The following is a 19617-nucleotide window of genomic DNA, read 5'->3' as shown; positions in this document are numbered from 1 at the left end:
GATAGGCCATCGTCCGGGCAGGAAGCAAGGCGTCACGCCTTGTCCCGCCCTCAGAGCAGGCTGGTGAAGCCGTTGGTGATCGGGTAGCGCCGCTCCTTGCCGAAGGCGCGAGCGGTGAGCTTGACCCCGGGCGGGGACTGGCGGCGCTTGTATTCGGCGCGGTCGAGCAGGCGCCAGACCTTGTTGACCGTTTCCTTGTCGTGGCCACGGGCAATGATCTCGCTGACGGCCATCTCATTCTCGACCAGGCATTCCAGGATATCGTCCAGCACCTCATAAGGCGGCAGGCTGTCCTGGTCCTTCTGGCCGGGCTTCAGTTCGGCCGAAGGCGCCTTGGTGATGATGCGCTCGGGGATCACACGGCCGGCAGGGCCCTTGAAGCCCGGCAGATGGTTCTGGTTGCGCCAGTGCGAACAGGCATAGACCTGCATCTTGTAGAGGTCCTTCAGCGCGTTGAAGCCGCCGCACATGTCGCCATAGAGCGTGGCATAGCCTACAGCCATCTCGGACTTGTTGCCGGTGGTCAGCACCATGTGGCCGAACTGGTTGGAAAGCGCCATCAGCGTCAGGCCACGGGCGCGCGACTGGACATTCTGCGCCGTGATGTCATTGGCCTCGCCCAATACCGGTGCCAGCATGGCGCCAAAGGCCTGCATCGCCGGCTCGATGGCGACGGAATGCAGCGTCGCGCCCAGATAACCCGAGCACTCGGCAGCATCGTCCAGGCTGTCCTGGCTGGTATAGGGCGACGGCATCATCACGGTGATGACCTTCTCCGGCCCCAGCGCATCGACCGCGATGGCGGCCGAGAGCGCGCTGTCGATGCCGCCCGACATGCCGATGAGCACGCCGGGGAAGCGGTTCTTCTCCACATAGTCACGCAAGGCCAGCACCATGGCCTGATAAAGGTCGCCGGTATCTTCCGGCGCACGCTCGGCCGGCTTGGCCTCGCAGTGCCAGCCCCGCTCCTGCCGGCTCCAGCGCGTCACCTCGATGCGCGGCTGCCAGGCCGGCAGCCAGACGGCCGGCTTGTGATCGGGGTTCAGCACGAAGGAAGAACCGTCGAACACCAGCTCATCCTGCCCGCCAAGCTGATTCAGATAGATGATCGGCAGGCCGGTTTCGCTGACGCGGGCCGCGGCATGGGCAAGGCGCTGGTTGTCCTTGCCGCGCTCCCACGGGCTGCCGTTGGGCACCACGAGGATTTCGGCGCCGCTCTCTTCCAGGCATTCGGCTACATCCTCGAACCACATGTCCTCGCAGACCATCAGGCCGAGGCGCACGCCGCGTACCATCACCGGGCCGCTGAGAGCGGCAGGCGCGAAGACGCGCATCTCGTCAAAAACGTGATAGTTGGGCAGATGCACCTTGCCGACGCGGGCAACGATCTCGCCACCATCGAGCACGAGGGCGGAATTCTCTATCTTGCCCTTGTTGCTGCCCTCTTCAACCCGCCACGGTGCGCCGACGATGATGGCAGGACCGCCATCAGCCGTCGCGGCCGCCAGCTCGCGGACCTGATCCATAACCCGGTCGATGAAGAAAGGCTTCAGCACCAGATCCTCCGGCGGGTACCCGGTGACGCTCAGTTCCGGAAAGAGCACCACATCCGCCCCGCCCTTTGCCGCTTCGGCGCGGCTGGCAAGGATGAGCGCGGCATTTCCGGCAAGGGCACCCATGGTCGGGTTGATCTGGGCGAGGGCGATGGCAAGCGTATCGGTCATCGGTCAGGGAGCCTCAGGCAAAGCTCTGGTCGGGCACGGCAAAGGTCGGGGCGCCGGCCCTAGATGGAGAGAAACCACACCACCAGCGGCAAGGTCAGCATCGCAGCCGGCAGCTGCACGGCAATGATGGTGGCGATGAGCCGTGCATCGCCGCCCAGTTTTCGGGTCAGGATGTAGCCGGCAACGGCGGTGGGCAAGGAATTGAAAATCACGGCGGCCATGCGCGAGACGCCGTCCACGCCGGTGATCACGCACAGGATGTAGGTAATGGCGGGCACACCCAGCAGCCGCAGGCCGGTGGTGAGAAAAGCAAGGCTCGCTTCCTTGGCATCGACATCGAAGGTAACGGCGGCGCCAGCGCACAGAAGACCGATGGGCAGCGCGGCATCGGCAAGAAAGCCCATGCCGGACGCCAGCGGTCCTGGAAGATGGATGCCGGCCAGGTTGAGGCCGAAACCGATGACGATGGCGATGATGAAGGGATTGGAAATCAGCAGCCAGAGCGTGCGCCACAGGGAGCCGCTGGTGGCCCCGCCCCAGCGCACCAGCGCCGCGACGCTGACGATATTGGCGAAGGGGGTGATGAGGCCCATGGCAACGCCGCCGGCAGCCACGCCTTCGGCCCCTTGCGTCTGCGCCAGCACGGCAAGGCCGATGAAGGCGTTCTGCCGGATGACGCCCTGAATCATCGAGGCCAGTTCCGGCCCGCTGAAGCGCATTACCCGCTGCAGGAAAATGACGATGCCGGTCATGATGGCAAGCGCGCCATAAATCGAGATCGCCATGCCGCCGAAGCGCACGCCGCTGAGGTCGGCCCTGGCCATGGAGAGCACCAGCATGACCGGGAAAAGCACGTGGTAATTGAGCTTTTCGGTCTGCTGCCAGAAATTCTCGTTAAGAAAATTCGTCCGGCGCAGCAGGACACCCAGCACCAGCAGCCCGAAAACCGGCAGCGTTACCAGAAAGCTGTTGTCGTCCATTTACGCCCTCAATCCCCCTTGCCCGGCGGCACCTGGACCACAAGGCCATCGAGTGCGGGCGACATTACGATCTGACAGCCGAGGCGCGAGGTTGCCCCGACGAAGAAAGCGAGATCGAGCATCTCTTCTTCCTCCTCGCTCGGCTCGGGCAGGCGGTCATACCAGTCCTCGGCCACATGCACATGGCAGGTCGCGCACGCCATGCACTGGCCGCAGGTGCCTTCCAGATAACGCTCAAGGCCATTTTCATGGGCCGCTTCCAGCACTGTGGTGCCCTGCTCCACCGAGCAGATCACGGGCTGGCCGTCTGGCTTGAGGATGGTGAGGCGCAGCATGGAAAAGGCCTTTGGCCGGCAAGGGTGAGCCAGAAGGCTCAAGGGAGAAGGCGCATTGCTAGCGCGGGCCTTACGGTGAGCGCAAGCCCCGTGCCGCCGCAGCGATCATCGCCGCCGCCGCATCTATTTCCGCCGCGGTGGTAAAGCGGCCGAGGCCGACCCGGAAACTCGCCCGTGCCTCCACCTCCGCCAGCCCCAGCGCCTGAAGCACGTAGGAAGGCTCCACCGCTGCAGAGCTACAGGCCGAACCGGTCGAAAGGCAAAGCTCCGGCAGGGCGGCCATCAGCGCCTCGGCATCGATGCCCGGCAGGCAGAGATTGAGGTTTCCGGGCAGCCGCGGCTCCAGCGCCGCGTTGACCCGCACTTCCTGAAGCTGCGCCCTGAGAGCATCGAGGAGGCGCTGGCGCAGTTCCAGAAGACGCGCGCTTTCCGCCGCCATTTCCTTGGCCGCCAGCTCCGTGGCGAGGCCGAACCCGACCAACAACGGCGCCGGTAAAGTACCTGAGCGCAGGCCCCGCTCCTGCCCGCCGCCCTGCATCTGCGCCACCAGCCGCACCCGCGGGCGATAGCGCACGAAAAGCGCGCCCACCCCCATCGGCCCATAAAGCTTGTGAGCGGAAAGGCTCATGAGATCGATGCCCTGCGCCCGCACATCGAGCGGAATCTTGCCGGCCGCCTGCGCCGCATCGGTATGGAAGAGCGCACCCGCCGCATGGGCTATCGCCGCGATTTCGGCCAGCGGCTGCAGCACGCCGATCTCGTTATTGGCAGCCATGATGCTGACAAGGGCGGTGCGATCATCCACCACTGCCGCGAGCCGTTCCAGATCGACCAGCCCGTCCGCCTTCACCGGCAGCACCACCGGCTCGAACCCTTCGCGGGCGAGCGCCGCGACGCTCTCCAGCACGCATTTATGCTCGGTGGCGAGGGTTACGATGCGGGTGCGGTCCTGCCCCGCAATGTCACGGCGAAAGCGGGCCGCACCGGCGATGGCGAGGTTGTTGGATTCCGTGGCACCGGAGGTAAAGACGATCTCCCGCGGCTCCGCGCCAATGAGCGCCGCGATCTGGCCGCGCGCTGCCTCCACTGCCTCCTCGACATCCCGGCCCATGGCATGGGGGGAATGCGGGTTGGCAAAACGGGTGGTGAAAAAAGGCAGCATGGCCTCGACCACGCGCGGATCGGTGGGGGTAGTCGCCTGATTGTCGAGATAGATCAAGAAGCGGCCCCCAGCTGCGCCGCCGGGCTGCGACGGCGATAAAGCGCCCCCCAGGCCGCCACCAGCGCCTCGACATCCTCGTTTGTGCTGTTCCAGCCGAAGGAGATACGGATGGCGGAACCAGCGACTTCGACCGGCATGCCCATCGCCATCAGCACATGGCTGGCCGTGACCTTGCCGGACGAACAGGCCGAACCGGCGGAGACGCAAACGCCAGCCAGATCGAGCGCCATCAACTGGGTCTGGCTGTCCACACCCGGCATGGCGATGGAGAGCGTGCCCGGTGCACGTGCGGCCCCGGCCGCGAATACCACGGCGTCCGGCGCCAGTTCCCTCAGGCGGACTTCCGCCTCATCACGCAACGCCGCGAGCCGGAGGGCATAATCCTCAAGCCCCTCCGCCGCCAGGCGGGCCGCCGCGCCGAAACCGACGATGGCCGGCACATTTTCCGTGCCCGGGCGGCGGCGCCGTTCCTGCCCGCCGCCGAAGGCAAGCGGGGTTACCGGCAAGGCTGCCGGCACGACGAGCGCACCCACCCCTTGCGGCCCACCGAACTTGTGGGCGGAAAGGCTGAGCAGATCGGCCCCCAGCACCGCCTTGCGCAGCGGCAGCTTGCCGGCGGCCTGTACGGCATCGCAGTGAAGCAGTGCGCCATGGCGCACGCAGAGCTTCGCGATCTCGCCCATCGGCTGGATCACGCCGGTCTCGTTATTGGCCAGCATGACGGAGACGAGCGTGTTGGCTGGCCCGGCCGCCAGTAAGGCCGCCAGCGCCGCGAGATCGACAACACCTGCCCCGTCAACGGGAATGCGCGTGGCCTCCGGCACGGCGGCCAGCACGCTGTCATGCTCGATGGCTGAAACCAGCACCCGCTCCACGCCAAGCCCGCGCAGGGCGATGTTGTTGGCCTCGGTCGCGCCGCCGGTGAAGATCACCTCATCCGGCGCGGCGCCAACCAGATCGGCCACGGCGGCGCGCGCCGTCTCCACCTTCTGGCGGGCAGCCCGACCGGCGCCATGCACGGAGGACGGATTGCCGACGATATCCATTGCCGCCAGCATCGCCTCTCGCGCCTCGGGGCGCAGCGGGCTGGTGGCGTTGTGGTCGAGATAGGTCAGGCGGCGGCTCAACGGGTCCGACCTCTTGGCTTTTAAGGAAGGCAGGCGAAACGAGCGGGTCACCCGCCTCAGCTGGCGCGCTTGGCCGGCTCGTGGGCAACCTTGCGCGGCATTTCCTCAGCCCGGCACGGCAGCTCGACGTCGATGACCTCGCGGGCCCCGGCCTGGCCTTCCAGCTCCGCCACACGGCGACGCAGCGCCTCAATCTCGGCGCCGAGACCGCACAGGGCACGGTCCACCGGATCGAGCGTATCGTCGCACGGAGTGCCATAGGGCACAAATTCGGCGGTAGTCGCGGCGGCCTTGCGGCGGTCGCGGTCCACGGCATGGGCGGGAATGCCGACCATGGTAGCCCCCGCCGGCACGTCCTTGACGACGACGGCATTGCCGCCGATGCGCGCACCCTTGCCGATGGTGATGGCGCCCAGCACCTTGGCACCGGCGCCAACGATCACGCCGTCTTCCACCGTCGGATGGCGCTTGACCGCCTCCAGCGAGGTGCCGCCCAGCGTCACACCCTGATAGAGCATGACATCGTCGCCGACCTCGGCGGTCTCGCCGATAACGACGCCCATGCCATGGTCGATAACGAAGCGGCGGCCGATGACGGCGCCCGGATGAATCTCGATGCCCGTCAGCCAGCGCGAGAACTGCGAGACGGTACGGCCCATCAGCTTGAACTCATATTTCCACAGCCAATGTGCCAGCCGATGCAAGGCTACGGCATGGAAACCGGGATAGAGCAGCATGACTTCCAGCCCCGACCGTGCGGCCGGGTCGCGGGCCATGATCCCGGCGATATCCTCACGAAGCTGCTTGAACATGGGCGTGTCACTCTGCAATAACGCACCGGACAAGGATATTCTTCCGGACCCCTTCAGGCCCGGATCCTCGGAAAAGTCCGTTCGCTCGTAGATGCGCGCTGATGGGGGCTGCGTCAAGTACTGCACCCTTACCGGCCTTCACGCCGGGCCGCTTTGCCGAGGCCGGGCGCGGGTCTTCCGGGACAACACTAGCTTCGAAAGCCGGACGCCAAATGCCTGAGGTTATTTTCAACGGCCCCGAGGGGCGTCTCGAAGGCCGCTATCACCACTCCAAGGATCCGAGCGCCCCGATTGCGCTGATCCTGCATCCGAACCCCCAGCAGGGCGGGACGATGAACAACAAGGTGGTGTTCTCGCTCTTCAACAGCTTCGTGCGCCAGGGCTTCTCGGTCCTGCGCTTCAACTTCCGCGGCGTTGGCCGCAGCCAGGGCGTGTTCGACCGGGGCGAAGGCGAGCTTTCCGATGCCGCTTCCGCGCTCGACTGGATGCAGACCTATAACCCGAACGCCCGCTATTGCTGGGTGGCCGGCTTCTCCTTCGGCGCGTGGATCGGCATGCAGCTCTTGATGCGCCGCCCGGAAGTCACGGGTTTCGTCTCCATCGCCCCGCCCGCCAATTCCTATGACTTCACCTTCCTTGCCCCCTGCCCGTCCTCGGGCCTTGTAGTGCAGGGTGACCAGGACGAGCAGGTGCCGGAGCCTTCCGTGCAGAAGCTGGTCAACAAGCTGCAGGCCCAGCGTGACATCGTCATCACCTATGACGTGGTGCCGGGCGCCAGCCACTTCTTCGCCGACCACATCGACCAGATGCAGGAATCGGTGGACCGCTATATGACCAAGGCACTGGCGGACGCTGCCGCCCGCGGCTGATAAAAGTTTCGGGAATTAGGCAGCCGGCCCGCGAGACATCTGGCGGGCCGGCTTTCCTTTAAGAAGAGCACAAGAAGAGAAAGACACCAGCGATGACGCAGCTGAAATCCGATTTCCTGCGCGAGCTTTCCGCACGCGGCTTCATCAAGGACTGCACGGATCTGGAAGGGCTCGACGCCAAGGCCGCCAAGGGCGAGGCCGTTGGCTATATCGGATATGACGCCACGGCGGATTCGCTGCATGTCGGCCATCTGACGCAGATCATGCTACTGCGCTGGCTGCAGAAGACCGGCAACAAGCCCATTGCCCTGATGGGCGGCGGCACCACCAAGATTGGCGATCCGTCCGGCAAGGACGAGAGCCGTCTGCTGCTGACGGTGGAGAAGATCAACGAGAACCTTGCGAGCATCCGCAAGACTTTCGACAACTTCCTGACTTTCGGTGCCGGCAAGTCCGACGCCGTCATGGCCAACAATGCCGACTGGCTGGACGAGCTCGCCTATATCCCGTTCCTGCGCGATATCGGCCGGCACTTCACCATCAACCGCATGCTGTCCTTCGATTCCGTGAAGCTGCGCCTCGACCGCGAGCAGCCGCTGACCTTCCTGGAATTCAACTACATGATCCTGCAGGCCTATGACTTCATGGAGCTGAACAAGCGCTATGGATGCAACCTGCAGATGGGAGGCTCCGACCAGTATGGCAACATCGTCAACGGCATTGAGCTGACGCGCCGCGTGCGCAGCGAGCAGGTCTATGGCCTGACCTCGCCGCTGCTGACCACCGCCTCGGGCCAGAAGATGGGCAAGACGGCGGGCGGCGCCGTATGGCTTAGCCGCGACCGGCTCAGCGATTTCGATTTCTGGCAGTACTGGCGCAATACCGAGGACGCCGATGTCGGCCGCTTCCTCAAGCTTTTCACTGAAATGCCGCTGGATGAGATCGCCCGGCTTGAGGCGCTTGGCGGCGCCGAGATCAACGAGGCGAAGAAGATCTTGGCGAACGAGGTGACGAAGCTGTGCCGCGGTGAAGCCGCCGCCACCGAAGCTGCCGAAACCGCCCGCCAGACCTTTGAACTCGGCGCGGCCTCCGCCGGCCTGCCCACCTTCGAGGTGGCGAGGGCGGAACTTGAAGCCGGCGTACCGCTGGTTGACCTCTTTGCGCTGGCCGGCCTCGCCAAGTCCAAGGGCGAGGCCCGCCGCCTCATCCAGCAGGGCGGCGCCCGCCTTAACGATGTGGCGATTGCCGACATTGCTGCGACCGCGGGCACTGGCGATCTTGGCGCGGATGGCACCATCAAGCTTTCCGCCGGCAAGAAGAACCATGCGCTGGTGAAGCCCGCCTGAGGCGTCGCTTTTCTTCACCCCCTATGTCGCATTGCAACAACGCCCCGTGACCTTTTGGTCACGGGGCGTTTTCTTTACAAAAAGACGCACAATGTGCGCTTGTTGACATTACTGATTTATGACAGCTTTATTACAAAGAAGTTACGCCGGATTGCCGCAAGGTAGCCGGGCAGCATTTTGAGGAGCAGCCCGCACCCCATGTCCACGACCCATATCGTCATCAACCTGCTGGGCGAAGTCGCCCTGTTGCTCTGGGGCATTCACATGGTGCGCAGCGGTGTGTTGCGCGCCTATGGCAGCAACCTGCGCCACGCCTTGTCGCGCGGGCTCAAGACGCGGGGGCACGCCGTTCTGGCCGGCCTTGGCGTAACCACGCTGCTGCAAAGCTCCACCGCAACGGCAATGATGGCGACCTCCTTCACCGCGGATGGCGCAGTAGGGCTGGTGGCGGCGCTGGCCATGATGCTGGGTGCCAATATCGGCACCACCCTCATCACCCAGGCGCTCAGCTTCGACATCACGCTGGTCTTCCCGCTGCTGATCTTCGGCGGGCTGGTCATCTTCCGGCGCTGGAGCTCGGGTGCGGCGCATGACATGGGCCGCGTGGCCATCGGCCTTGGCCTCATGCTGCTGTCGCTGCATCTGCTGACCGAGACGATCGAGCCGGTCGGCGCCTCCGCCACCGCGCTTGAACTGCTGCGTGCGCTGACGCGCGATCCGGTGCTCAATCTTGTGCTGATGGCGCTCATCACCTGGGCGGCCCATTCCAGTGTCGCGGCAATGCTGCTGATCCTGTCGCTGGCAGCCCATGGCGCCATTCCCCTGGAATCCGGCCTTGCCATGGTGCTGGGCGCCAATCTCGGCAGTGCGATCAACCCGCTGATGGCGGTGGCCCGCAGTGCCCCGGCGGCGCGGCGCCTGCCGCTTGGCAATCTCATCAACCGCGCGGTCGGCTGCTGCCTTGCGCTGCCGCTGCTGCATTTCATCCAGCCGGGCCTGCTGGACATCAGCGGCGATGCCGCCCGGTCGATCGTCAATTTCCACACCGGCTTCAATCTGGTGATGGCGCTACTCTTCTTGCCGCTACTCAAGCCGCTGGCCGCTTGGCTGACCCGTACCCTGCCGGAGCAGAACGCCTCCGGCGATCCGGGCACACCGGTCTATCTGGACCGCAGCGCACTGGCGACGCCGGCTGTCGCGCTGGCCAATGCCAGCCGGGAGGCGCTGCGCATGGTGGATGTGGTGGAAGAGATGCTGCGGGGCTCGCACTCCGTCTTCCACAGCGACGACAAGCGCCTTGTCTCCACCATCTGCCGCATGGACGATGTGCTCGACCGGCTGAACGGCGAGATCCACGGCTACCTTGCCGCCATCAACACCGAGAATATGGGCGAGGAAGATACGCGCCGGCTTGCCGAGATCTTCAGCCTGACGGTCAATCTCGAGCATATCGGCGATATTCTCGACAAGAACCTGATGGAACTGGCGGCCAAGCGCATCAAGCACCGGCTCACCCTTTCCGCCGACGGGCTGGGCCAACTCGACGTGATGCATGCACAGCTGTGCGAGCATTTGAAGCTCGCCGTCACCGTTTTCATGCAGGGCGACCTCGACATGGCGCGGCGGCTGGTGCGCGGCAAGGAGCATTTCGGCGAGATGGAACGCCGTGCCCAGCGTGACCATCTGCGCAGCGTGCAGAAGATGGAACAGGAGAGCATGGAGACGGCGAGCATCATTCTGGATGTCGTGCGCGACCTGAAGCGCATCGACACCCACATCGCCGCCATCGCCTATCCGCTGCTGGAAGAAAACGGCAACCTGAAGCCGAGCCGCCTCACCAGTTAATCGGCACTCGCGCCACTGGCGGTATCGGCATCAGCCGGCGGCAATGCCGCTTCCCCTTGCGTGCGGGCATAGCGCCAGCTTGCCAGCTCGCGCCCGAAGGCAATCTGGCCGCCCGGCGTCGGGGTCTTGCAGCCGGTTGTCTGCGGCACGCTGAGCGGCAGGCCGCGCAGATGGCGCACGGCCAGGAAAGCAAAGGCCTGCGCTTCCAGCGCATCGCCCTGCCAGCCGACAGCCTCCACCGGCTCAACCGGCACGCCGAGCCGCTGGGCCAGTTTCTGCATCAGGAAACGGTTATGGCGCCCTCCGCCGCACACCAGCCAGCGGGTGGGCGGCTGGGGTAAATGATCGAGCGAGCGGGCTACCGCCTCGACGGTGAAGGCGGCCAGTGTCGCGGCGCCATCCTCGACGGAGAGGTCGGCCACTGCATCGAGCGCACCGGCAAAATCATTTCTGTCCAGTGACTTGGGCGCCCGGCGGCGGAAGAAGCTGTTATCCATGAGGCGGCCCAGCACCTCTTCCTGCACCGTACCGGCCAGCGCGAGTGCGCCGTCCTGATCGAAGGCGCGGCCGGTGCGGGCCCGCACCCAGTCATCCACCAGCGCGTTGCCGGGGCCGGTATCGAAGGCAACGATGTCGCGCTCGCGCTCCCCGAGCCAGGTGACGTTACCGACACCGCCAAGATTGAGGATGGCAACAGGCTTGGGCAGGGAAAGCGCCAGCGCCTTGTGATAGAGCGGCACCAGCGGTGCGCCCTGCCCGCCATTGACCATGTCAGCGCTGCGGAAATCGAACACCACATCGGTGGAAAGGCCGAGCGCCAGCGCCCGCCCGTCGCCGATCTGCCGCGTCATACCCTTGTCGGGCCGGTGCCAGATCGTGTGGCCATGAAAGCCGATGACGTGGATCGAAGGGCCCCAGACGCGTGCTTCGTCAAAGAAGCGCAGGATGGCATTGCCGTGGGCATCGGTAAGCGCCCACTCGGCGGCCTTTACCTCCTCCTCGGTCGCGCTCTCGCCCTTGGCCACCAGTTCACCCAGCTGGCGGCGCAGTTCGGCCGGATAGGGATAAGTGCGGGAGGGGCCGAAACGGCGGATGTTTTCGCCATCGGTATCGATGACGGCGATATCGATACCGTCCATCGACGTGCCGGACATGAGCCCCATCGCCGTCAATATCTGCGCTTTCCGCATACCCCGTCCCTGTCTGGCGCGTTATCGCGATGCTTGTCGCGGCCCGCTCAAATCGCTAATTCAGGGCGCAACCCAGCCCGTTTTGTCAGAATAGCCGCAGCCAGCGGCCGAGCGCCATGATCCTTACGCCTATCTCGCCGGAAGATTTGCCCCAGGCCCTCACCACCTTCGCCGGTTTTCTCGCCGGCAATCCGGTGGCCGAGGCGGCCTTCCAGCGCATTGCCGCCTCCACCCCGGCGACGCTCGACTGCCCCTATGACACGCCGGCCCATCGGGCCGAGGCGGTTGAGCTGGTAAAGCGCTTCGGCCTCGCCACCATGGACGAGAAGCCGGAGAAGGCCTTCAGCTACGATGGCACCATCCTGCGCACTGACAGCGAAGCCTACGTGCTGATCCACGAGGTCGGCCACTATCAGGTCTGCGCTCCCGAGCGGCGCTCCCTGCCGGACTTCGGCCTTGGCGCCGGCCCGGAAACCGGCCGCACAGGCGAAGCCGATGCCGCCCAGAGCCTGTTCGGCGACCGGCGCGAGGAAGAAGAGCAGATGGCCTCCCTGCTCGGCATCCTGTGGGAAGCCGAGATCGGCCAGCCGGCGCTCTTTGCCTTCATGGAGCAGAACTGGATGGAAGGCTGGCAGCGGCCGGGGGCGGCAGGGCACTTCGCCTATGTCATCCGCCTCCTGTCCGGCATCGGGGTGATCGATGCAGAAGGCCGCCCGCTGACCACCCTGCGCGACCTTTCCGACGCCGCGTTCGAGGCGATAGCGGCCTGACGCCGCCCTGCCGCAGGGCACGCAAGGGCAAAAACCGACAATCCGTGATGCCGTGATGCGCGCCACATAAGCGCTATGGAAAGGCACTTGCGCAAATGTAGCCTATGCTACAAATTAATGCCCAAGCCCGATTTTACGCTTCACAACGAGCCGCCCCGTCCCATGCCGCACGAGCTTGTCGAACCTCTGTCGCGTTCCAGCGTCGAAGCCATGCACGCCACCGTGCCCGTCCCGCGCGGCAAAAGCTTCTGGCTGTGGCGGTTCTTCGCTTTTGCCGGGCCGGGATACATGGTGGCCGTGGGCTATATGGACCCCGGCAACTGGGCAACGGACATCGCCGGCGGCGCCCAGTTCGGCTACATGCTGCTGGCGGTCGTCCTGCTTTCCAACCTCATGGCGGTGGTGTTGCAGTCATTGGCCGCGCGCCTTGGCATCGCCACCGGGCGCGATCTGGCGCAGAGCTGCCGCGACGCCTATTCGCGGCCGGTCAATCTGACACTCTGGGCGATCTGCGAGCTTGCCATCATCGCCTGCGACCTTGCGGAGGTCATCGGCACCGCCATCGCCCTCAAGCTGCTGTTCGGCATTCCGCTGATCGCCGGCGCGCTGATCACCGCGCTCGACGTGCTGCTGGTGTTGCTGCTGCTCAAGCGGGGGTTCCGGGCGCTGGAGGCGTTCATCTGCGCGCTCCTTGCCACCATCTTCATCTGCTTTGCCATCCAGATCGTGCTGGCGGCGCCGCCGGTGGCCGAAGTTTTCAGCGGCTTCATCCCGTCCCCTGAAATCGTCACCAACCCGCATGCGCTCTATCTCGCCATCGGCATTCTTGGCGCGACGGTGATGCCGCATAACCTCTACCTGCACTCTTCCATCGTGCAGACCCGGGCCTATGACCGCAGCGAACAGGGCCGCCGCCAGGCGCTGCGCTGGGCCACGACGGACAGCACCGTCGCCCTGACCTTCGCGCTCTGCGTCAATGCCGCCATCCTCATTCTGGCAGCAGCCGTGTTCCATTCGCGCGGGATGAACGAGGTCGGAGAGATCGAGCAAGCCTTCGAGTTGCTCTCCCCACTGCTGGGCGCCGGTATCGCCTCCGTCCTGTTTGCTGTCGCGCTGCTCGCCTCCGGCCTCAACTCCACCGTCACCGCCACGCTTGCCGGGCAGATCGTGATGGAAGGCTTCCTCAACCTGCGCCTGCCCGACTGGGCGCGCCGGCTGGTAACGCGCGGGCTCGCCATCGTGCCCGTCATCATCATCACCGCGCTTTACGGCGATGCAGGCACGGGAAAGCTGCTGGTGCTGAGCCAGGTCGTCCTTTCCATGCAGCTGCCTTTTGCCGTGGTGCCGCTGGTGATGTTCGTCTGTGACCGTCAGCGCATGGGCAGTTTCGTACTGCCCGGCTGGCTCAAGATCATCTCGTGGCTGATCGCCGCGGTGATCGTGGTGCTGAACGTGAAACTGCTGCTCGATACTTTCAGCGGCTGACGCAAAAAGGCGGCCTAACCGGCCGCCGCAGCCCTGACGGAGCTTTCACCCAGCACCAGCTCGACCGGCACCGTCACCTCGCGCGGCGGACCGCCGGCAATCGCCTCGTCCAGCAGCGTGGCGGCCACTTCGGCAATCTCGATCAGGTCCTGACGCACCGAGGTGAGCTTGCCGGCGTGGAAGGGCAGCCCGTCGAAGCCGACGACGGCAACATCCTCCGGCGCCTTGAGCCCGGCATCCTCAATGGCGGCAAGCGCCCCCACCGCCATATCGTCGGAGGCGGCGGCGATACCGTCGAGCTTGAGGCCGGCATCAAAGGCGCGGCGCAGGGCGCGATACCCGCCAAGCGCGGTAAAATCACCATCCAGCAGCAGCGCCGGATCAAAGGGCAGGCCCGCCTGCTCCAGCCCGCGCCGGTAACCGGCAAGGCGCACGCTTGGCACACGGTTATCGGGATGGCCGCTCAGATGGGCGATGCGCTTGCGGCCAAGACCGGCCAGATGGCGCACCGCGAGCGCCTGCCCCTCGATATCGTCCGGCTTCACGGTAAAGCAGTCCGGCTCCCCAGGGCCAAGCACCACATGCGGCACATGCGCCTCGCGCAGCCGGCGCAGACGCAGATCGTCATCGCCCACGCCCATCAGGATGTAGCCCTTGACCCAGGAGGCCGGGGTGCCGTCGGAGCGGGTTTCCATCTGACGGGCCAGCAGGCCACGCTTGTCGAGCGCATCCACCAGATCGGCATACATCAGGGAATAATAACCGCCCGTCACCTGCCGCGGCGCCATGAACAGGCCAACCGTCTTTTCCGGCCCGCTGGTAAGCTGGCGCGCCACCGGGTTGGGGCTGAAGCCGATCTCGGCGCAGGCATCGAGTACACGCTGGCGCGTCTTTACATTGACGCCGGGTTTGCCATTGAGCACGCGGCTGACCGTGGCGATGGATACGCCGGCAAGCCGCGCAGCCTCGTAGATCGTGGCGCTGGTGCGCGGGGGGCGCGCTGTATCCATCCCTGTTTCCGTTCCTGTGGCAGCGGCGAGCAGCAGTCGGGCTGTCGCCACGGGGCCATTAATGGACAAGCGCGGAGTGTCGGCGCTCCTCCCGCAAGCGTCAAGCCAGCGGAAAAGCGCCGCACCTGCCTGTAACGTTGCATGTTTTCAGCAGACTGCCCCCAAAAGCCCATAAGAAGGGAACAGGGTCACATCCGATCTGATTGACACGTTATAATATAACCCCTAAGCCACGGAGCCCTCGCTGCCCAGGACCTTGACGGATGCCCCGCCTCTCTTCCCGCCCCACCCGATTTGCCGCTGCCGCCCTCGCTGCGACCTTGCTGTGGAGTGCGCAGGCACTGGCGGCACCTCCGTCGGTCGTGGCCACCATCAAGCCGGTCGCGGCCATTGCCGCAGCCCTGATGCAGGGAACGCAGGCCAAGCCGCATCTTCTTGTCGACGGTAACAGCTCGCCGCATGTCTATTCGCTGAAACCGTCCGACGCCTCGGCCCTGCAGCGGGCGGATCTGATCCTGTGGGTTGGCCCGGGCCTCGAGACCTTTCTGGGCGAAGCGCTCACCACCCTGCCGCAGCACGCCCGCGTGCTGGAACTAATGAAGGCGCCCGGCCTCCAGCTGCTGCCCTATCACACCGGCAATGAATGGGAGCCGGATGATGACGATCATGATCACGACCATGGCCATGATCACGGGCAGGAGAACAATCTGACCGAAGAGGCCCATACCGACCCGCACCTGTGGCTGAACCCCGCCAATGTCAGCGCGATGGCGGAGATGGTGGCAAATGCGCTGGGGGATCTGGCACCGGAGAACCGGGCACTTTATGCCAGTAACCTCGCTGCGCTGCGCCAGCAGCTGACCTCTGTAGACGATCAGGTGCGCACGGAACTGGCGCCGGTGAAATCGCACCCCTTCATCGTCTTTCATGACGGGTACCAGTATCTGGCAAGCCATTACGGCCTCGCCAATGTCGGCTCGATCACCCTCTCTGCCGACCGGGAGCCGGGGGCAAGCCGCGTGCTGGCGCTGCGCAAGCGCTTCGAGGCCCAGCAGGTGACGTGCCTTTTTACCGAGCCCCAGTTTGAACCAAGGCTTGCCCGCACCATTACGGAGAGTACCAAGGCCAGGGTCGGCACCCTCGACCCGCTTGGCGCCACCCTGCCGGTCAATGAAAATTACTATCCGAAACTCTATGAGGCGCTGGCGAAAAGCCTTACCGCCTGCCTCGGTTAGTCAGGGCGACGCTTATTCCGCAGCCGGCTGCAACGCCGCCGGCTCCGTCCGGCGCTGACTGCGAGCCTGCCCCCCCAGCAGGAAGAGAGCGCAGGCGAAGACGAACATCACCCACAGCGCGCCCCGCAGACCCACATAGTGGGAGATGAAACCCACCAGCGGCGGGCCCACCAGAAAACCGATATAGGAAATACTGGCGACCGCCGCGATGTTGGCGGCCGGCGTGCCGAAGGGGCGTAGCGCCGCCGCCCGGAAGCCCGTGGGCACCACAACCGCCACCCCGGCGCCCACCAGCGCAAAGCCAATGAGCGCGACAACCGGGCTGTGCGTCAGCAGCACGATGGCAAAACCGAGCCCGGCGATAATGCCGCTTGCGCGGATGGTGAAGGGCGCCGAGAGCCGGCCGGCCAGATAATCGCCGGCAAAGCGCGTTGCCGCCATCCACACACCGAAGGAGGCAAGCCCCCAGGCGGCATAGGCAGGCGGTGCCAGCAGCTCATCACGCAGGAAGATGGCGCCCCAGTCCGCCACAGCGCCTTCCAGCACCATGCCGAACAGCACCATGAAGGCAAGGCCGATAAGGCCCCGGCGCGGCAGGGCAAAAACCGCCTGCTTCTCCTCTGCGGCCTCGGCATGGCGCTTTTCTTCCGCCCGCTTCGGCAACCAGCCACCGAGCGGCAGCGAGCAGAGGATGACGACCACAAGACTCACCCACTGATGTTCCTGCCAGGAAAGCCCAAGCCGGATGATGAGACTGCCGCCGAGCGCACCGACGGTGGCCCCCAGGCTCCAGGAACCGTGGCAGCTCGACATCAGCGCACCGCCGCCCCGCTCCTCGACATGATGGGCCGATGCATTCATCGCCACATCGACAAGAGCCGCGATGGCACCGACAACGGCGAGCGCCATCGTCAGCGACGAGCGCCCTTCCGCCAGCGTCAGCAGGATAAGGGCAGCGGCGAAGGCGACAATGCCGATACGGGTGACGACGGCCGAGCCGAAGCGGGTCACGATGCCACCGACAAAGGGCAGCATCACCAGCATGCCGACGGGAGCGCCAAGCAGGCAGAGGCCCATATCGGCATCGGTGAGGCCAAGCTCGGCCTTCACTTCCGGCAGACGCACGAGAAATCCGGCAAAGGCCAGGCTGTGAAGGAAAAACACACCCCTGATCGCCAAACGGGCCGACAACATGACCTTCCTCACCGGTATGGAGGCGTTGCGGCATAGCCCGCAAACGGCCCCTGCTTCATGATTGCGGGCACGATAAACCTGCCCTCTTTCCCTTGCAATTAGATCGATCTACAAAAGTGACAAGCGTTGCCAAAATGCCGCCTGCCGCCTTGGCCGGGACAGCAATGCCGCTATTTTGTTGAACCCCGGGCGCGAATGCTCGACCCCTTGCCGCGCTGCTGCCCGCACCCGTTCCGGCGGGCAGCCCCATTTCGGATTTTGATGCCATGACGCCGCGCGATTTCGCCATCACCCTGCTTGTGCCGCTGCTGTGGGGCATCAACATCATCTCGCTGCGTATCGGCGCGACGGAATTTCCGCCGGTTCTCTTTACCGGCATGCGCTTTGTCCTGCTTGCCCTCATTGTCGTTCCCTTCGCCCGCCTGCCACGCGACAAATGGCTGGGCACCGCACTTGTTGGCATCGTGCTCGGCATCGGCCATTTCGGCCTGCTGATCTACGGCATCTCGATGACGCAGGCCTCGCTCGCCGCCATTCTGGTGCAGCTTGGCGTGCCCTTCTCCTCCCTGCTGGCGGCCTTCGTCTTCAAGGACAAGCTCGGCTGGCGGCGCAGCGTCGGCATGCTGGTCGCCTTTGTCGGCGTGGGAGCCCTGTTCTGGGACCCTGCCCTGCTGGTCGATCCATACCCTGCCGTCGTGATAATCGTTGCAGCTTTCTTCTGGGCAATCGCCAATATGATCATCAAACGGATGGGCGATGTCAGTGGCATGGCCCTGAATGGCTGGATGGCTGCCGTTGCTTCGCCGGCGCTGCTCGTTCTGGCTTTCCTGACTGAGCCGCATGCGATTGCGTCCTTCACAACCGCCTCCTGGCAGGGCTGGGGTTCGCTGGCCTTTACGGTGCTGGCCTCCAGCCTCATTGCCTACGGTGTCTGGTACTGGGCGCTCAAGAAGTTCGACATCAACCAGGTTGTCCCGCTGACGCTCATCGCCCCGGTCATCTCCGTTCTTCTGGCCTATGTGACGCTCAATGAACCGCTGACGCTGCCACGCCTCGGCGGCGGGCTGCTCGTCATTCTCGGCGTGGCCGTCGTCGTGATCCGCCGCCCGTCCTACGCCCAGCGCAGCACCGAAAGCTGACGGGAACGCCCCTCCCGACGGCCGGCCCTTCTGTTTATGGGCCGAAGCCCCTATATGTGACATTCTAACAGAACATTGCCGGGGCCCCTGCTCCGGCCTGCAGCGGAGCGGTGCGGCCATGAGCGGTTTTCCTGCGCTCAACCACGATCACGGGCATTGCCGGGCGGACGGTCTGGCGGCGGCGGAAAAGCTGTGCGAAGAGCGCGGCACCCGCCTTACCCCGCTGCGCCGGCAGGTGCTGGACGTGCTGCTGGCCCAGCACCGCGCCATGGGCGCCTATGACATTGCGCAGGAGATGGGAGCCCAGGAAACGGGCGTAGCCGAAGGCAGCAGCAAACGCGCCCCGGCCGCAATGACAGTCTACCGCACGCTCGACTTCCTCATGTCGATGGGCCTTGTGCACAAGCTGGAGAGCCTCAACGCCTTTATCGCCTGCGCAGAACCGGGCGAGACCCATCCGGTGCAGTTTCTCATCTGCCGCCAGTGCGGCCGGGTGGCTGAACTGGAGAGCGAGGCCATTACCGAAACCGTGACCCGCGCCGCCCAGAAGGTGGGCTTCGAGGTTGACGCGCCGGTGATCGAGCTGACCGGCCGCTGCCCGGATTGCCGCCAGGCCGCCCGCGCATGAGCGGGACGGGTGGCAACACGGCGCCGCTGGTAAAGGGGCGCGACCTCTCGGTGCGCCGGCAGGGCCGCTGGATCCTGGAAGGGGTCGATATCGACATCAGCCCCGGCGAGATCGTAACCATCATCGGCCCCAACGGCGCCGGCAAGAGCACGCTTGCCAAGGTGGCGCTCGGCCTCATCGCGCCGGATCGCGGCGCGGTGGAACGGCGCGGCGGCCTCAGTGTCGGTTATGTACCGCAGCGCGTTTCCGTCGATGCCAGCCTGCCGATGACGGTTGAGCGGCTGATGCGGCTGACGCGGCCCGCAAAACCGCAGGCGATCGAAGCCGCGCTTGCCGAAACCGGCGTTGCGCATCTGGCAAAGGCGCCGGTGCAGCGCCTCTCCGGCGGCGAGTTTCAGCGCGTGCTGCTGGCCCGGGCCCTGGTGGCGCAGCCACAGCTGCTGGTGCTGGACGAGCCGGTGCAGAATGTCGATGTCGCCGGCGCCGAGGCACTCTATGGCCTGATCGCCGGCATCCGTGACCGCCATGGCTGCGGCGTGCTGCTCATCTCGCATGATCTCAATGTGGTGATGGCGACGGCCGACAAGGTGCTTTTCCTCCACAACCATCTCTGCTGCGCTGGCACGCCGGAAGAGGTGGCGAACCACCACCATTACATCTCCCTTTTCGGCCCACGCCCGCTGCACCCGCATAGCGCCGGGCAAAG

17 protein-coding genes and 1 pseudogene are annotated in these 19617 nt (G+C 65.3%); 9 read left to right on the top strand and 9 right to left on the bottom strand.

From position 1 onward, the window contains the following. Positions 1-50: 50 nt before the first annotated feature. From QTL98_RS06560 to cysE, 6 genes are all read right to left on the bottom strand, one after another. Positions 51-1724: an NAD+ synthase gene (locus QTL98_RS06560; RefSeq protein WP_445681418.1), complete on the bottom strand. Its 1674-nt coding sequence runs from the start codon at positions 1722-1724 to the stop codon at positions 51-53. Positions 1725-1783: 59 nt separating this feature from the next. After that, positions 1784-2704, bottom strand: coding sequence for an AEC family transporter (locus tag QTL98_RS06555; protein WP_445681417.1), 921 nt, complete (start codon positions 2702-2704; stop codon positions 1784-1786). 8 nt (positions 2705-2712) lie between these two features. Then, positions 2713-3039, bottom strand: a complete 327-nt coding sequence (locus tag QTL98_RS06550; protein WP_445681416.1) for a 2Fe-2S iron-sulfur cluster-binding protein — start codon at positions 3037-3039, stop codon at positions 2713-2715. 70 nt (positions 3040-3109) lie between these two features. Further along, a complete protein-coding gene (locus QTL98_RS06545; protein ID WP_510637553.1) occupies positions 3110-4201 on the bottom strand; it encodes a cysteine desulfurase family protein in 1092 nt (363 codons plus the stop codon). A 53-nt stretch (positions 4202-4254) separates the two neighbouring features. Beyond that, positions 4255-5388, bottom strand: coding sequence for a cysteine desulfurase family protein (locus QTL98_RS06540; protein WP_445681414.1), 1134 nt, complete (start codon positions 5386-5388; stop codon positions 4255-4257). 56 nt (positions 5389-5444) lie between these two features. Then, positions 5445-6200 (bottom strand): serine O-acetyltransferase, encoded by a 756-nt coding sequence (gene cysE / locus QTL98_RS06535; RefSeq protein ID WP_445681413.1) that lies wholly within the window; start codon positions 6198-6200, stop codon positions 5445-5447. A gap of 212 nt (positions 6201-6412) precedes the next feature. Here cysE and QTL98_RS06530 point away from each other — a divergent pair, with 212 nt between their 5' ends. The 3 genes from QTL98_RS06530 to QTL98_RS06520 all read left to right on the top strand — a co-directional run bounded on the left by QTL98_RS06530 (position 6413) and on the right by QTL98_RS06520 (position 10260). Beyond that, positions 6413-7069: an alpha/beta hydrolase gene (locus QTL98_RS06530; protein ID WP_445681412.1), complete on the top strand. Its 657-nt coding sequence runs from the start codon at positions 6413-6415 to the stop codon at positions 7067-7069. A gap of 92 nt (positions 7070-7161) precedes the next feature. Next, positions 7162-8415 (top strand): tyrosine--tRNA ligase, encoded by a 1254-nt coding sequence (gene tyrS / locus QTL98_RS06525; protein ID WP_445681411.1) that lies wholly within the window; start codon positions 7162-7164, stop codon positions 8413-8415. 198 nt (positions 8416-8613) lie between these two features. Beyond that, positions 8614-10260, top strand: coding sequence for a Na/Pi cotransporter family protein (locus QTL98_RS06520; RefSeq protein ID WP_445681410.1), 1647 nt, complete (start codon positions 8614-8616; stop codon positions 10258-10260). Here the strand turns inward: QTL98_RS06520 and QTL98_RS06515 are convergent. Then, positions 10257-11450: an anhydro-N-acetylmuramic acid kinase gene (locus tag QTL98_RS06515; RefSeq protein ID WP_445681409.1), complete on the bottom strand. Its 1194-nt coding sequence runs from the start codon at positions 11448-11450 to the stop codon at positions 10257-10259. The genes QTL98_RS06520 and QTL98_RS06515 overlap by 4 nt on opposite strands. Before the next feature lie 116 nt (positions 11451-11566). Here QTL98_RS06515 and QTL98_RS06510 point away from each other — a divergent pair, with 116 nt between their 5' ends. After that, complete coding sequence (locus QTL98_RS06510) at positions 11567-12220, top strand: hypothetical protein (protein WP_445681408.1); 654 nt, start codon at positions 11567-11569, stop codon at positions 12218-12220. Between the two features lie 162 nt (positions 12221-12382). Further along, positions 12383-13705 (top strand): Nramp family divalent metal transporter, encoded by a 1323-nt coding sequence (locus QTL98_RS06505; protein WP_445681407.1) that lies wholly within the window; start codon positions 12383-12385, stop codon positions 13703-13705. A gap of 14 nt (positions 13706-13719) precedes the next feature. On the opposite strand, the gene QTL98_RS06500 is transcribed toward QTL98_RS06505, so the two are convergent. Continuing rightward, positions 13720-14715: a LacI family DNA-binding transcriptional regulator gene (locus QTL98_RS06500; protein ID WP_445681406.1), complete on the bottom strand. Its 996-nt coding sequence runs from the start codon at positions 14713-14715 to the stop codon at positions 13720-13722. Between the two features lie 263 nt (positions 14716-14978). Between QTL98_RS06500 and QTL98_RS06495 the strand changes: the two genes are divergently transcribed. After that, entirely contained in the window at positions 14979-15950 is a 972-nt protein-coding gene (locus tag QTL98_RS06495) for a zinc ABC transporter substrate-binding protein (protein WP_445681405.1), read from the top strand. 12 nt (positions 15951-15962) lie between these two features. Here QTL98_RS06495 and QTL98_RS06490 read toward each other — a convergent pair whose 3' ends face one another. Beyond that, entirely contained in the window at positions 15963-17144 is a 1182-nt protein-coding gene (locus QTL98_RS06490) for an MFS transporter (RefSeq protein ID WP_445681404.1), read from the bottom strand. A gap of 266 nt (positions 17145-17410) precedes the next feature. Here QTL98_RS06490 and QTL98_RS06485 point away from each other — a divergent pair, with 266 nt between their 5' ends. The 3 genes and pseudogenes from QTL98_RS06485 to QTL98_RS06475 all read left to right on the top strand — a co-directional run. Beyond that, positions 17411-18283: a DMT family transporter gene (locus QTL98_RS06485; protein WP_445681403.1), complete on the top strand. Its 873-nt coding sequence runs from the start codon at positions 17411-17413 to the stop codon at positions 18281-18283. A 118-nt stretch (positions 18284-18401) separates the two neighbouring features. Next, on the top strand, positions 18402-18911 hold the full coding sequence (locus QTL98_RS06480; RefSeq protein ID WP_445681402.1) for a Fur family transcriptional regulator: 510 nt from the start codon (positions 18402-18404) through the stop codon (positions 18909-18911). Beyond that, positions 18908-19588 (top strand): annotated as a pseudogene (locus QTL98_RS06475) (ATP-binding cassette domain-containing protein); the annotation flags it as partial. The gene QTL98_RS06480 and the pseudogene QTL98_RS06475, both read left to right, overlap by 4 nt. Between the last annotated feature and the right edge of the window lie 29 nt (positions 19589-19617).

Source organism: Radicibacter daui, from assembly GCA_030657355.1.
Classification (GTDB): Bacteria; Pseudomonadota; Alphaproteobacteria; order Radicibacterales; family Radicibacteraceae; genus Radicibacter; species Radicibacter daui.
This window is presented reverse-complemented; position numbering and strand designations above follow the sequence as displayed.